Consider the following 14,337-nt stretch of genomic DNA (forward strand, 5'->3'; position numbering starts at 1 on the left):
GGTACGGTCTACTTCTTGGGAAGATACTGGTCGGGCATCGGCGAGCCGGGGAACCACTTTTCATAAAGCGTTTTCCAGGTGCCGTCCTGCATGGCCGCGTGAAGGGCGGTGTTCAGCGCATTGCGGAGCTTGTCGTTGCCCTTGCGCAGGACGAAGCCGGCCGGCGCGTCAAAGGAAGGAATATTGACCGCGATCTTCAGGTTCGGATAGCGAACGCCATAGTCCTTGGCAGCCTCGTAATCGAGGAAGTGGGCATCCACGGTTCCGTTGTTAAGCGCCGAAACGGCGGAGTTGTTGTCGGGGAATTTGACGAGATCGGTTCCGACAAAATTCTTCGCCGCGTAGATTTCCTGGAGCGTGCCTTGCACGACGCCGAGACGTTTGCCCTTGAGCCCGTCCGCCGACGTGATCGCCTTGTCGGCAGTAAGCACGGACAGATAGCCTGCGATATACCCGTCGGAAAAGTCGACGGTCTTCTTGCGTGCTTCCGTCGTGCCGATTGCCGCGACCGCGACATCGAAGCGCTCGTTTGCAACGGAAGGCATCAGCGCCGAGAATTCCTGGCCGGTGAAGATCACCTGGTCGGGCTTGAATCCAAGGCGGCTCGCGACGTTGCGGAACAATTCGATGTCGAAGCCGGTGAACGACCCATCGGCCTGGGTGAAAGCGTAGGGTTTGGCATCGCCCATGGTTCCGACGCTGATGACCTTCGCATCAATGAGGCCATAGGGATTGTCATCCGCGGCGGCCGCTCCTGAAACCAGCCCAGCGCCGACGCACATCGCCATAAGAGCCATTGCGCCGGTTCTGACCGGGCACATCAACGACTTGAGAATTTCTTTCCTGCTCATGTCTTTCTCCACTCTGAAGGTCTGTTCTTCTTGGTATTTCCGTCGAGCCGCCATCTGGCGCGCCGACATGCCCTTGCCGAAATCACGGTCCGTCACGCCTCTCGGCTCCACTCCTTTCAAAGAGACCGGTCTCATATTGCGTGAGACCGGTCTCTTTGTTAATCGTTATCGCCACGTTGACCTCCCGTCAACAACTCTTGTAGTCGTCATCCGATGAAAAGAACCGCCCCCAAGACCCCGTCGATAACGGTCAGCGACGTCGCCCGCGCGGCCAATGTTTCGAAAGCGACAGCCGCGCGCGTGCTCGGCGGATACGGCGTCGTCAGCGACATGATCCGCGCGGAAGTCATGGCCGCGGCCAAGGCCTTGGACTATCGTGCGAACGAGCTCGCCCGCAGCATGACGACCGGCCGCTCCGGCATCATCGGCGTGGTTGTCGGCGACATCGAGAACCCGTTCTTCAGCCTCGCGGTACGCGGCATCAGCGACGCGGCAAAGGCAGCCGGGTTCAACGTCATCCTGGCCAATTCCGGCGAGAAGATCGAGGCGGAAAAGGCGGCCGTGAAACTGCTCATCGGCAAGCGCGTCGACGGGCTGATCGTCACGCCGTCGGAATCGCGCGACATCGCGCACCTGCGCGATATCCACCGCTCGGGCCGACCGCTTGCCCTGCTGGATAGGGCGCTGGCAGATCTGGATGTCGATACGGTCACGACCGACGATCGCGGCATCGCCATGCTGGCGACCCGCTTTCTAGCCGATGCCGGCCACCGCAACATCGCCTATGTGACCGCGGTCGACGCCGAAGGGCACGAGTACCGCGATCTCGGGCAGATCTACACCTCGTCGGTCCGTGAGCGCATCGACGGTTTCCTCACCGTGTGCCGAGAGGCCGGACTTGATCGGCCAGAACGCTTTGTTCGCCTTGGCGCGACAAGCCCCACCGAAACGCGCAGGGTTGCCGGCGAGATGCTGTCGGCGCCGGATCGGCCGACGGCGATCCTCGCCTCCGACAGCGTCATTGCGCTGGAGATCTTCAAGGTGACCCGCGAGCGCGGCCTGCGGGTTCCCGACGACATTTCGCTCATCACTTTCCATGATGCGGACTGGACGAGCGTCACCACGCCGCCCATCACCGTTATCGACCAGCCCGTCTACGCGCTTGGCAAGAGCGTCGCGGAATTGCTCATCCGGCGATTGAAGGGAGATTCCCGCCCGGCGGAAAAGCTCATTTTGCCGACCGCCATCATTGCACGCGGATCCGTTGGCCCGCCCTCGAATGGAAAGCCGCAAGTGCGCCAAGCATAGGTGTGACGGCGATACGGCCCACATGAATACGTTAGAACAAGGTCGACGCACTCCGCTTTAAGAATGTACGTCGATCAACCCAGCAAGCACCCTGATCGCAATGCCGCGTCCACCGTCATCGGGACGGCACGTGCCGGCTCATGGTTTGAAGAGCGTGACGATGAGCCAGATGCCCGGCTACTTCTTGGGCCTGCCTGGCTTCAGGGCTGCCAGAAGATTGGTGATCCTGCCCGCCTTTCGGTTGCGGATCTCGGCCTCGTTCTTGCGGCGGACCGCGGCGCGGACAAGCCTGGCGCCGAGATAACGCAAAGGCTCGGGCGGCAGCGACATGCGCCGCTCGATGCCGACCAGACCACTTTCGCTCCAGCGATCCTTTCGCTCGAGCACCAGGCTCGCCAGAATGCGTCCGGCTATCGGCGTCTGCGCGATGCCGGTGCCGTTAAATCCCATGCCGTAGAAGATATTGGGATGATCGCGCAGGTGGTCGAAGACAGGAACGTGTTCAGGCACGCAGTCGATCGGCCCCGACCAGTCATATTCGATCGCCACACCGCGCAGCGAGGGGTAGACCCGATGCAGCTCTCGCATATTGTCGCGACCGTGCTCCGGGCTGCGGTTGAAGCTGGCGCCGAAATTTCCACTGAAGGCGACGTTGCCGCTGCCACGACCGAAGACCACCCTGCCCCCGATGGTGCGCTGGTAGTAGAGCACCTGGGCCTGGGAATCGCAGATCGAGGCACCGTCGCGCCAACCGATGCTGTCGAGCAGTTCGGGAACGGCGGCAGTGGCAATCACCTCGCTGCCGACGACATAAAGATGTCGCCGCAGTTCCGGCAGCGCGGAAAGCCAGGCGTTGGCGGCAAGCACGATTTTGTCAGCCCGTACCGCGCCATGCGCCGTGCGCACCGTGCATGTCATGCCGGGTTCGATGGCGAGGACCGGGCTGCGCTCATGGATGATGACGCCGCGTGCCAGTGCCAGCTTGCGCAATCCGATGGCAAGTTTGGCGGGATGGACCGTGCCGGCAGTGGTCTCGACGACGCCGACATAGGAGGCCGATGAACCGGTGCGGCGTTGAATGTCCTCGGCTTTCAGCGGGCTGAAACGGTTTTCTCCAACAACCGCCGTCAAGGCCACGGCGGTCTCCCAGGCGCCTTCCTGCGCAATGGAGCTTGCTGTCCACAACCATCCGTCCAGCCTCAGGTCCATGTCTATGGTGCCGTTTTGCTGCAGCGTCTTCAGCTCCGCGATCGATGCCACCGTGTCGGCGCACAGCAGGCGCGCTTCCTCGAGACCGACGACCGCACTGATCTGGTCGATTTCGGCGAACCATGAATGGACCTGACCGCCGTTGCGCCCCGAGGCCCCCGATCCGCACAGATCGGCTTCAAGGATCATCACCCGTGTTTGCGGCGCAAGTTCAAGGATCCGCAGCGCCGTCCACAGACCGGTATAGCCGCCACCGACGATCACCACGTCGGCGCGCTCGTCGCCTCGCAATGGCTCGGTCGCAGGGGCGGCGGCAATGTCCTGCAGCCAAAACGACCGGTCAGATGCAAGCGCGACCGCAGGCTGCCGCAAACGAATTGTACTCACGCTTGGGCTCCCTGCGCATCGACAATGAAGCTGGCATATTTGGCTGGCAGCCAATCGGGTATCGGACGCGGTCTCTGGGGAAACCCGCCAAGATGGGTGCAGGTCTGCGCCGCCGCGATCGACGCCCTGTGCAATGCCTCCAGGGCGCCGAGGCCGCCGAAATGGAAGCCGGCGAGGAAAGTGGCAATGAAACTGTCGCCGGCGCCACACGTATCCACGACATCGACAAGCGTCGCCGGCGCATGCACGACATTCGTGCCATCGTCGAAGTAGGAGCCGCGTCGACCACAGGTCAAAACTACCTGCCTTGCGCCGGCCGCCCTGAGCGCGCCCAGCGATGGCTCGATGGGAACATCGACATCGTCCGGTCCGGACGCAAACAAAAGCGGGACACCGTCGAGCGGCAGCGCCATATGGGCGGTCGATAGATCGATGCTGAACGGCACATGGTCCGTCACCAATCGTTGAACAAGGTGCTTGTTGGCGTTGGTGCCGAGATGCACCCAGTCGGCCGCGGCGATGACCGCATAATGCGCGGGCGCCGGCATGTAGTTTTCGCCCACACCGAAGGATTCGTGCAGGAACTTCCGGTCGCCGGATTCATCGCGCAGCAAGGTGACGGCCGTATCGCCGGGACGCCGTTCGACGTCGTCCGGAGATAGGCCGGCACCTTGCAGTTCGGCAAGCACCACGTCGCCTTCGGGATCGTTCCCGACGGCGCCGAAATAGCGCGCGGACCAGCCGTTGCGCCGCCATTGCGCCGCGACATTCAAGGCATTGCCGCCCACCGTCATCAAGTTGTTGGTCAAATAGGCATCAAGGCAATTGTCCCCGACCGCGATAAGCTTTTTCGACCTCATGCCGGCACCGTTGCGCGATCGATATACGGCGCGATGGCGCCAAGGCAGCGTGTCCAGGCTTTTACCGGATCGAGCGCGTAGGAGCCGTTGCCGAACGGCTCGAAGGTGAACTTACCGGCATAGCCGAGGCGCGCGAGTTCGCTGACATAGTGGTCGAGCGGCAGCGTGCCCTCCCCCCACACCAGATGCCCGCCTGGCGTGCCGTCGACCAGATGAACATGCGCCAGCCGCGAGCCGAACAGGTCGACATAGCCGGCCACGGTGTCGCCGGCCGTGGCCATGGCGACAGTGTCGAGCACGATATCGATATTGCCGGCGCCCACCTCATCCAGCATTTGGCGCAGGCCTGCCGCATTATTGACGAGGTTGCTCTCGAACCGCTGCAACGGCTCGAGCAGGCAGCGCACCCCGTTTGCGGCGGCGCGCCGGGCGATCTCGCCGATCGAACCGACCGCGCGGTCCCATGCCGGTTGCCGGGGTTCGCTCTCGTAGCCCCGGCCGGGCGTCAGGAAGAGATAGCGGGCGCCAAGCGCCGCGCAGATGTCGGCTGCACGCCAAAACCGCTCGATGCTGTCCTGGCGCAGTGCGGCGTCGCCGGAGGCAATGTTGATTGGATACAACACCTGCTCAGGCGTAAAGCACCAGGCCGACAGCTCGTTGTCGGCGAGTACCCGGCGAACGGATTCGACACGTGCGTCCGTGGCGTGGAACAGGTCCAGATGCTGGGCAATCCCCCACAGCTCGATCTCGCGCAGGCCAAAGCCTCGGATCGTCCTGGCGACCTCATCGAAGGGGAAGTGCTGGAAGCTGAAATTGGCTCCGATCAGCTGATGAGCAGCGAGCTGCGGCATGAAGGCTCCTTTCGGGAATTGTTATTTGCCGATGCCTTCGGCCAAGCCACGGATGAAGTAGCGTTGCGCGCCAAAGAACACGATCACGATAGGCAGCGCCGAGATCGTCATGGCCGCGAACACCACGGCATAGTTGGTCCCGTGGGTTGCCATGATCGACGTCAGTCCGACCGGCAGCGTCTGCACATCCGAGCCGCTCGTGAAGATCATGGCGAAGAGATATTCGTTCCAGGCGAACAGGACGTGCAGGATGACGCAGGAAATGATGATCGGCCGGCACAGCGGCAAGGTGATGCGCCAGAAGATCTGACCCTCGCTGGCGCCATCCATCGTCGCCGCCTCGTCGATGTCTTCAGGCAGATCCAGCATGTAGGCGCGGATGAGGAAGGTGGTGAACGGCACACGGAACGCCGTGTAGAGAATGATCAGCGCCCAGTAGGTGTTGTAGAGACCGAGCGCCTGCAACATCTTCACCAGTGGAATGATCGCCACCGTGGGGCTCAGCATCAAGCCGCCCAGAACGATGGCGATAACCAGCGGCTTTGCCGGCATCTTGGTGCGGGTCAGGCCGAAAGCCGTCCAGGCGCTGATCAGCACGGTGCATATGGCCGAAGCGACGGTCACCAGCACCGAGACTGTCACGTAGCCACGCACGCCCTGGTTCCACGCTTGCACGTAATTGTTCCACGACCAATGGGTGGGCAGGGCGAAGGGATCGCCGAAGATCTGCGCATTGTCCTTGAAGCCGCTCAGCGCCATCCAGATCAGCGGATAGATGACGACGACACCAAGGCAGACCAGGAATGAATAGAGCAACGTCCTGGCGATGACCGACCACACATTGACGTGCCGGCTGCGACCGGCTGCGACCATCGCACTCATAGCTGCACCCGGCGGCGCTTGGTGTACCAGAGCTGTGCCGCACCTGTGAGCATGGTCAACATGAAGATGACGGCGGCGATCGCCGCGCCATAGCCGAAATTGTCCTCGATGAAGGCCTTCTGGTAGAGCCACGTGCCCAGCACCTGGCTGCTGTTGTTGGGCCCGCCTGCGGTCATCACCATGACCTCGTTGAACACCTGGAACGCGCCCGTGATGGTGACGATGATCATCAACCCCGTCATTTCCCGGGTCAGCGGAAAGGTGATGCTCCACAGGCGGCGAAGAGGACCCGCGCCGTCGATCGTTGCGGCATCGTAGAGGTCGCGCGGGATCTTCTGGATGGCGATGGCGAACAGCAGCGTCGAATAGCCAAAACCCTGCCATTGGCTCATGGCGATGATGGCATAGATGGCGGTGTGCTCATTGCCGAGCCAAGGCATGACGAGCTGGCTCAGTCCAACACGGCTGAGCGCGGCATCCAGCAAGCCGATCTGCGGCTGGTAGATGAAATAAAACAGCAGGCCGGTCACCGTGATCGAGATTGCCGACGGCACGAAATAGACGGCGCGCCACAGCCGGCGCCAGCTTTCGCTTTTCAGGTCCTCGATAATGGCCGCCAGCAGGAACGCGCCGAAGACCTGGAAGATGACGGAGATGAGAGCGTAGAGGCAGTTGTTCCACAGCGCCAGCAGCACGACCGGGTCATGCAGCAGCCGGTCGTAGTTGGCGAGGCCGACATTGGTGACCTCGCCGGTGTAGATGTCCTGGTCGGTGGTGCTGACGATGAAATTGTCGACGATCGGATAATAGACGAACCAGCCGATGAGGATGAGCGCGATCGCCGCCCATCGCAACGACAACAGGTTGGCGAAGCAGGCCCGCCGGCTCTTTGGCCGTTGCGGCCTGGCGACGCCGATGTCGGCGCCGCTGTCCACTGTGTCCGAGGCCCTTGCCATGCTCGCCTGCTTTATTTGGCCGCGGATGCGGCTTTGCGCACCTCGTCCATCACTTGCTCGGGCGTCATCGAGCCGCCCGCCAGCGCCTGCAGGCTGGACAGCCAGACGGCGGCGACGCGCGGTGGGTTGGCCGTATCCAGCCAGGGCATGAGGTATGAGGCGGCGTTGATATCCTTGAGGCCATCGACCACAGCCGCGCTCATGTTCGATTCCGAGGCGCCGCCGATGGTGGCGCTCGGCTGGCCATAGGGTGGCGCAGACAAGACCTGCGCATTTTCCTTCGAGGTCACGAACTTCATGAAATCGATCGCCAGCGGGATGTTCTTCGATGCCGCATTGATCATGTAGCCCTCCGGCGCGCCCTCGATCGACTTGGCGTCACCCTTGGCGCCGGCGGGCACCGGCAGCCGGAAGAATCCGAAATCGGCGGGCTTTAACGCCGACTCCGGCGTGGCGGCCTGATCGAACTCGATGATTTCCTGGTAGTACATGGCCGACTGGGCGTTGGTGAAGGCCTGGAGAGCCGAGGCATAGGATGTGCCGTTGACGCCGGCGCCATCGGTGCAGCGCTCGACAAGCTGGCTGAACTGCTTGAGTGCTGCGACATAGCCTGGATCGCTGTATTGGGCGGTGGCCGGATCGAAGTCGCGTTCCAGCGTTGCCTGCGGCACGTTGTAGGCGAGCAGCTGGCCTGCAAAGTGGATCGCCGGCCAAGCCTCCTTGTTGCCGAAGGAGATCGGTGTCACGCCGGATTTGCGGATGGCGTCGCAGCTGGTCAGCAAGTCCTCGAAAGTGGCGGGTGCCTTGAGGCTGAGCTTGGCGAAGATCTGCTTGTTGTAGCCCATGAACTTGGCATCCTGGTAAAGCGGAATGCCATAGAACTTGCCGTTGTACTGGAACGCCTTGACGGCGGCTGGAGACAGCGACTTGCCCCACTCGGTATCGGCAGCAATGACGGGCGTGAGATCAACGGCGCGATTGCCGCGCACGAAATTGCCACCCCAGCTGCCTGTCCAGGAGAAATAGATATCGGGCAGCGAGTTGGAAGCGACCAGCGTCTTGGTCTTGCCCTTCACGCTGTCGTCGCTCTCCTGGATAAGTTCGACCTTCACATCCGGATGGAGCTTCTCATAGGCCTGTGCCAGGTTGACGAAATAGGGCGACAGCTGTTGCAGCCCGAACTTGGTCAGGACCGAAAGCGTGCCGGTGTATTCCACCTTGGCGTTTGGGTCGGCCGTGACAGCCGGCGAAGCGGCGGAACTGCCGCTTATCGACAACCCCAATGATGATACCGCGGCCACCGTGACCGCCACGACTTGCAGCGAACGTTTCATGGATAGCTCCTTCAGAGGTAAGAGGGGATCAATATTCCACGCGTTTGTAGTAGCGACGGGTGGTCAGCGGGTGGTTGCGCAGCACCTCGAGATGGGCGCTCAGCCGCTCGAGCAAGGTGGCGAGCAGAACCGGCGAGATCATGCCGCGGACCTTTGCGGAGATGCCCGGCAACTTGACCGAGGCCGCGTCCAGCGTGCGAACGCGGTCCGTGTAGCGCCTGGCGAAGTTCTCGACCCGGTCGGCCAGGGGCCGAAGGGCATCTTCGCCCTTGAACACGAAAACGCTGACGCCCGGCTCGACCAACTCGAGCGTACCGTGGAAGAAGTCGGCGGCGTGCACCGGGCGGGTGCGAATCCACTGCATCTCTTCGAGGATGCACATGCCGTAATAGTGTGCCTCCGGCCACACCGAGCCGGCGCCGGTGAAGATGTGATAGGTATCGTCCTTGATTGTCTGGGCCAGTTCGGCCGCCCTGTCCTCAAAGGCAGCCTTGGCGTCGGCAAGCAGATCCGGCAGCAGTTTGAGTTCGGCGACAGTGCCATCAAAATCATCATATTCGCCGCGCTCTTCCAGCAGGGCCAGGACGATCAGCAGCGTCTGCAGGTAGAAGGATTCCGACGAGGTGTCGTCTTCGGCGAAGTTCGTGAAATTGTGGTCAGCCTCCCGTGCGATTGGCGTATCCGAATGGCCGGTGAGCGAAATCGTGCGCACACCACGTTTTTTCAGAAAGGCCATGAGCTCGACGCCTTCCTTGGTCGTGCCCGACAAGGACGGGATGACCACCACGGCCTTGCTGTCGAGACCGGCGGGCGGATCGATCACGACCTGCGCCGGATAGGCACCGCTCACCGGGAAGGTAGAACAGCGCTGCGCCAACTCGATCGCGGGCAAGGTTAGAAGCTGCACGCCGCCGGTGCCCATGAAAAACAGCCGCTCGACGCCATCTGCCAGCAGTGTGCGCATGAGTGAGCGAACCTCACCTGCGACGGCGACGGCCCCGCTTTGGATCTTCACGAAGCGGTCCCTATCGAAGTTCAGCATGACGTTTTCCTTGTATTTCGCATGTGACAGGCCTCTAGCCCGCCTTAGGCGTCGGTGGGCCGTCTAGCTCGTTTTTCCGATGTGAGATCGATCTCACAAGCAATAATGGGCACGCAATTTCGCCAATGGCAAGTCCTTTAGACGAAATTCTCCGAAATCGAGGGGTTTGCTCTTTAGCGCACAGCGCGCCGGGCAACCGATCCGCGTACGATCAAGCGGGTCTGAAATCGGGTACGGCGCGGTGCAACCTTTTTGCCGGCAAGCCGCTCCAGCAGATATCTGGCGGCGAGCGGTCCGATCTCGGAGATGGGTTGCGCCACGACCGTTATCTGCGGATCGGTGAACGTGGCGAGGTTGAAGTCATCGAAGCCAACCACCGACACATCATGCGGAATCGAGAGCCCCATTGAACGCAGGCCAAGAAGCGCGCCTTGCGTCATGAGGCTGTCCACCGTGAACAGTGCGGTCGGGCGATTGCGCCGGCTGAACAGGCGGATCGTGGCTTCGATGGCGTGCTCGACGGTCGAGCGCGATACGCCGATGAGCGCTTCATCGATTGCGATCCCATGCGAGTGGAGCGAGTTTTGGTAGCCAGCCAAGCGTTCCTGTGCCGTAAAGATGCGTGACTCGTCGCGCAAAAGACCGATCCGGTGGTGACCGTTGCCAACCAGATAGTCCACTGCCTCGCGTGCCCCGCCCTCGTTGTCGACGACGACGCTGTCGCATTGCAGGTCCTTTACCACGCGGTCGATGAGCACGATCGGTGCGCCTTCGCGGGCCAGTTGCACAATATGCTGGCTGTCGGTTGCAGACGTTGGGGCAAGGATGAAGCCGCGAATGCTGAGCGAGCGAAGGCTCTCAAGCAGTTCTTTCTCCTGTTCTACATTCTCCTCGCTGCTGGCAATCAGAAGATTGTGGCGGTGCTTGCGCAGTTCCACCTCTATGTCGTGCGCGATTCGGGCGAAGAACGGATTCTGGATATCGCCGGGCACGAAGCCTATGATCGGCAATTGTCCGCTGCGCAGCGCCTGCGCGACGAGGTTGGCCCGATAGCCCAGCCTTTCGGCTGCCTCAACCACGCGGAGCGCCGTCTCGTCGCCAACGTAACCATAGCTGTTGAGCGCCCGGGCGGCCGTGGCGCGCGACACCTTAGCCGCTGCGGCAACGTCCTTTAGTGTGATTCCTTTCTGGGCCACAGGTAACCGTCCTTCTTGGATCTGAACATTGCGTCAGATCATTCTCGGCTCGTCTTGCCGGCATCGTTGTGCGGCATATCGGACGATTCTCAAACTGCGAACATAGCTTTCGCAACTCCTTGCCACCTAATCGAGATACGCGCGCTGCTTGGCTATCTGGAAATTTGATCCACGAATGCACCTACATGTTGTGCAGTCAGTTCATTGCCTTGCACTGCCAGCATGCGGCATGAGTTCACGCCATGGTCCAGGCGGCCTCCCTGGCATCGATCATAACACCGATGGAGACGACTAGCCTTGCCGCCAAACTCGTCCAGCGATTGGAGGCGAGCTTTCAAAAAGGCCGAGCCAGACGCTCAAGGCCCGCTGCACGGAGAGCCACAGGCTGGGAGACTCTGAGCAAATCGGGAATCTGAGTCGCTTGCTCTGAACCGTCGGCATCATGCTGCTAACCGGTTTTGATCCTTCGGGGCTCCGCATTGGCAATAGCGACGAAAATGCTGTCGAGCAGACCCTTGTCGCGGAAGGAACTTGCCAAGCAAGGGCACCTCGGCCAAGTACGCAAACAACGCCCGGAGACGAGGCGCATCCGGCAGCACCCTTTTGGGGCCAGATAGAGACTCAGAAACCCAAAGCTTTCATCTTCCCGCTATTGAAACGGAGGACTCGATCGTGACGCGTGCGCCCGACCATCGCCAACGGTGGGCTCCAAACTGATCGAAACTTCTCGTCGACCTTTGCAAGGTGATTGATCATCGGGGAGACCAAAGCCGAAACACTGGGGTTGGTGTCTCCAGTGACGCTGAACGAACCTTCAGGGAAAATCCCAAATCTGCCGATTTCCCTGGCGCTGTCATTGCAACGATCGAGACAATCAGGGAGACCGGACCGGAGGCACGAGACGCCGCGTCCTTCCGTGGGGTCGCTCCTCCAAACCGTTTGACGCAATTTAGAGATGTTGCCTTGACCCCGCACTAGCGTCTACTGCATCTCCCAGCGGGAGCGTCACCAATGGCGAGAAAGTCTGTCCGACGCAAGTCAACGATTTATGATATCGCGGTGGCGGCAAAGTCGTCCCCGACCGCCGTCAGTCTCGTCCTCAATGGCTCGTGGCAACAGCACCGGATCAAGGCGGAAACCGCAGCGACCATCCTCGATTGGGCTGAGCGGCTTGGCTATGCTGTCAACCTCAAGGCACGAGGATTGCGGCTTTCCCGATCCGGACTCGCTGGAATGATCTTGCCACATTACCGCAATCGCTTCTTCGCCGGATTGGCCGAAGCCTTTGAAGCGGAATCCCGCGTCCACCGCTTGTGCCCGATCGTCGTCAGCACCCATCGCAATCCTGATAACGAGTTGAGTGTGACGGAAACCCTGCTGGCCCAGCAGGTGGAATTTCTCTTCCTTGCGGGCGTTCGTGACCCCGATCCGCTGAATGATCTGTGCCGGGCAGCGGGCGTCCGGTGCATCAACATCGATCTGCCAGGCCGCCGGGCTCCCTCAGTTGTTTCTGACAACTACGGGGGCGCCAAGGCGCTCACAGAGATCATTGTTCAGAAATTGAAAGAACGAGGGGGCTCCACCGAAGATCTCTTCTTCTTTGGCGGGGTCAGCGATGATGACGCAACACGTAGCCGTTTGCTGGGTTTTCACGATGCGCTGGCAGCGCATGGGATTGTTACGGGCCCGGGCACGATTGACTGCTGCGGCTACGCACCGACCAACGCTGCTCGGTCTCTCGCTGCACGATACGCTCAGCTTGGGCATCTGCCCTCAGGTATGTTCGTCAACGGCGTGACCGCTCTTGAAGGAACATTGCGGTTCACTTCGACACTAGCCTCAAGTGAGCTTGGACGGGTTGTTGTCGGAAGCTTCGACTGGGATCCATTCGCGGCGCATTTGCCCTTCGATGTGACCATGGTCCGACAGAATGTCGAGGTGATGATTGCTGAAGGATTTTCGCTTCTGGAGAATTATTCGATAGACCACTTTCCGCTGGTGACCGTACCGACCAGCTTTGGGCGAACCGGAGAGCATGACGGCGCCCAAGAAGATTGGGATTCGGCATCCAAATCGAGCATCGACCACTAGCAATTCTTTGTCGCAAGACATCGTTGCAGAAGTTCAACTCCGTTCATCAGCACCTCGGATCTGGGTAGCATCGCCTCCACCCAAGGCTGGCGGGGGATCGCATGTCGTTTCCACGGGTGCAGCCTGAGTGCGAAAGGGCGGATCGTTTACATCAATCGACAAATGTTTTTAGACGCCGGTGGCGTGACCGCCTTGCTAAATCTATTTAGCACCTTGACCGGCCGGCATTCAAAGTCTTTTATGGCGCGTTCTGGGAGGAATGCGGCGCCGAGTGCGTCAATGCCGTCGGGCACAAAGGGGTGGGCCAAACAAAGCCGACATGGGCAATAGGCAACCCAAAAACTCGTCAATCAGGGAGGAATTAAATGTTAGCAAAAACTATACTCGCGGCAGCGTTCGGCGCAGCCCTTTCGGTCGCCACAATGAATGCTGCGCTGGCAAAGGACGTCAAGGTTGGAGTCGTCGTGAAGATCGGCGGCATTCCCTGGTTCAATGCCATGGAAACGGGAATAAAGGAAAAGTCGAAAGAGCTTGGCGACGACGGCTTCATGGTCGGGCCGACCAGCGCCGACCCGGCACTTCAGGTCCGCGCGATCGAAGACCTGATAGCTCAGGGCGTCAGCGTAATTGGCGTCGTGCCGAATGATGCAAACGTTCTCGAGCCGGTTCTAAAAAAGGCGCGCGACACGGGCATCAAGGTCATAACCCATGAATCGCCGGACCAGGTGAACGCTGATTGGGACTTCGAAATGGTCTCGGCCGTTGGTTTCGGTGAGGCCCATGCCAAGCTATTTGCCGAGAAAATGGGCGGCAAAGGCAAGTACGTGGTGTACGTAGGTTCTCTTACTGTGCCCGCACACAATGCCTGGGCCGATGCTGCAATCGCCTACCTGAAGAAGAACTTTCCCGACATGCAGATGGTTGGCGACAGATATGGCGTCGCCGAGAGCGCCGATGACAGCCGGAAGACGGCTCTGGATGTGCTTGCCGCCAATCCTGACCTCGGCGGCTTCCTGACGTTCGGCAGTCAGGGACCGATCGGCGCCGGACGCGCGATCGAGGAGCAGAAGCTTGGTGACAAGGTGGTTCTTGTCGGTTCATTCTCGCCTAGCCAAGGCAGCGCAATGCTCAAATCCGGCATTATTGACGGCGGCTATATGTGGAATCCTCTGGAAGCGGGCAAAGTATTCGTAACGATGGCTGATTTTCTGGCGGGCGGCGGTGAAATCACCGACGGCATGACGATCGAAGGTCTGGGTGTCGTTCACCCTGACTTCAAAACCGGCACCATCATCGTGGACGCTGTGCAGCCTATCACGGTCGAAACGGTCGATGGTCTTGCAGCCCTAGGGCTTTAGATGGCGGACCAT

General features: G+C 60.7%; 12 protein-coding genes. 3 read left to right on the plus strand and 9 right to left on the minus strand.

What is annotated here, in order from left to right:
- Window positions 1-8 precede the first annotated feature (8 nt).
- Complete coding sequence (locus tag NKJ18_RS17745; RefSeq protein WP_023692311.1) at window positions 9-851, minus strand: ABC transporter substrate-binding protein; 843 nt, start codon at window positions 849-851, stop codon at window positions 9-11.
- A gap of 213 nt (window positions 852-1,064) precedes the next feature.
- Between NKJ18_RS17745 and NKJ18_RS17750 the strand changes: the two genes are divergently transcribed.
- Complete coding sequence (locus NKJ18_RS17750; RefSeq protein ID WP_023707239.1) at window positions 1,065-2,159, plus strand: LacI family DNA-binding transcriptional regulator; 1,095 nt, start codon at window positions 1,065-1,067, stop codon at window positions 2,157-2,159.
- A gap of 177 nt (window positions 2,160-2,336) precedes the next feature.
- On the opposite strand, the gene NKJ18_RS17755 is transcribed toward NKJ18_RS17750, so the two are convergent.
- The 8 genes from NKJ18_RS17755 to NKJ18_RS17790 all read right to left on the minus strand — a co-directional run bounded on the left by NKJ18_RS17755 (window position 2,337) and on the right by NKJ18_RS17790 (window position 10,876).
- A complete protein-coding gene (locus NKJ18_RS17755) occupies window positions 2,337-3,755 on the minus strand; it encodes an NAD(P)/FAD-dependent oxidoreductase (protein WP_352759026.1) in 1,419 nt (472 codons plus the stop codon).
- Window positions 3,752-4,615: a PfkB family carbohydrate kinase gene (locus NKJ18_RS17760; protein ID WP_023686873.1), complete on the minus strand. Its 864-nt coding sequence runs from the start codon at window positions 4,613-4,615 to the stop codon at window positions 3,752-3,754. Before NKJ18_RS17760 ends, NKJ18_RS17755 begins: the two co-directional genes overlap by 4 nt.
- Window positions 4,612-5,466 carry a sugar phosphate isomerase/epimerase family protein gene (locus NKJ18_RS17765; RefSeq protein ID WP_023686872.1) on the minus strand — a complete coding sequence of 285 codons (855 nt, stop codon included), beginning with the start codon at window positions 5,464-5,466 and terminating at the stop codon, window positions 4,612-4,614. Before NKJ18_RS17765 ends, NKJ18_RS17760 begins: the two co-directional genes overlap by 4 nt.
- Window positions 5,467-5,487: 21 nt before the next feature.
- Window positions 5,488-6,348, minus strand: coding sequence for a carbohydrate ABC transporter permease (locus NKJ18_RS17770; protein ID WP_023686871.1), 861 nt, complete (start codon window positions 6,346-6,348; stop codon window positions 5,488-5,490).
- The gene (locus NKJ18_RS17775) at window positions 6,345-7,304 is read right to left on the minus strand and encodes a carbohydrate ABC transporter permease (protein ID WP_023682778.1); all 960 of its coding nucleotides are present in this window, start codon (window positions 7,302-7,304) and stop codon (window positions 6,345-6,347) included. The genes NKJ18_RS17770 and NKJ18_RS17775 overlap by 4 nt, the downstream gene beginning before the upstream one ends.
- Window positions 7,305-7,315: 11 nt before the next feature.
- Window positions 7,316-8,638 carry an ABC transporter substrate-binding protein gene (locus tag NKJ18_RS17780; RefSeq protein WP_023686870.1) on the minus strand — a complete coding sequence of 441 codons (1,323 nt, stop codon included), beginning with the start codon at window positions 8,636-8,638 and terminating at the stop codon, window positions 7,316-7,318.
- A gap of 28 nt (window positions 8,639-8,666) precedes the next feature.
- Window positions 8,667-9,680: an SIS domain-containing protein gene (locus tag NKJ18_RS17785; protein ID WP_023686869.1), complete on the minus strand. Its 1,014-nt coding sequence runs from the start codon at window positions 9,678-9,680 to the stop codon at window positions 8,667-8,669.
- 173 nt (window positions 9,681-9,853) lie between these two features.
- Window positions 9,854-10,876 (minus strand): LacI family DNA-binding transcriptional regulator, encoded by a 1,023-nt coding sequence (locus tag NKJ18_RS17790; RefSeq protein WP_023686868.1) that lies wholly within the window; start codon window positions 10,874-10,876, stop codon window positions 9,854-9,856.
- Window positions 10,877-11,887: 1,011 nt separating this feature from the next.
- On the opposite strand from NKJ18_RS17790, the gene NKJ18_RS17795 reads away from it, so the two are divergent.
- Together NKJ18_RS17795 and NKJ18_RS17800 are read left to right on the plus strand one after the other, a co-directional pair.
- Window positions 11,888-12,967 (plus strand): substrate-binding domain-containing protein, encoded by a 1,080-nt coding sequence (locus NKJ18_RS17795; protein ID WP_023692318.1) that lies wholly within the window; start codon window positions 11,888-11,890, stop codon window positions 12,965-12,967.
- Between the two features lie 365 nt (window positions 12,968-13,332).
- Entirely contained in the window at window positions 13,333-14,325 is a 993-nt protein-coding gene (locus tag NKJ18_RS17800; protein ID WP_023704355.1) for a substrate-binding domain-containing protein, read from the plus strand.
- The last annotated feature ends 12 nt before the right edge of the window (window positions 14,326-14,337 follow it).

The organism is Mesorhizobium sp. M0217 (genome assembly GCF_040321955.1).
GTDB lineage: Bacteria > Pseudomonadota > Alphaproteobacteria > Rhizobiales > Rhizobiaceae > Mesorhizobium.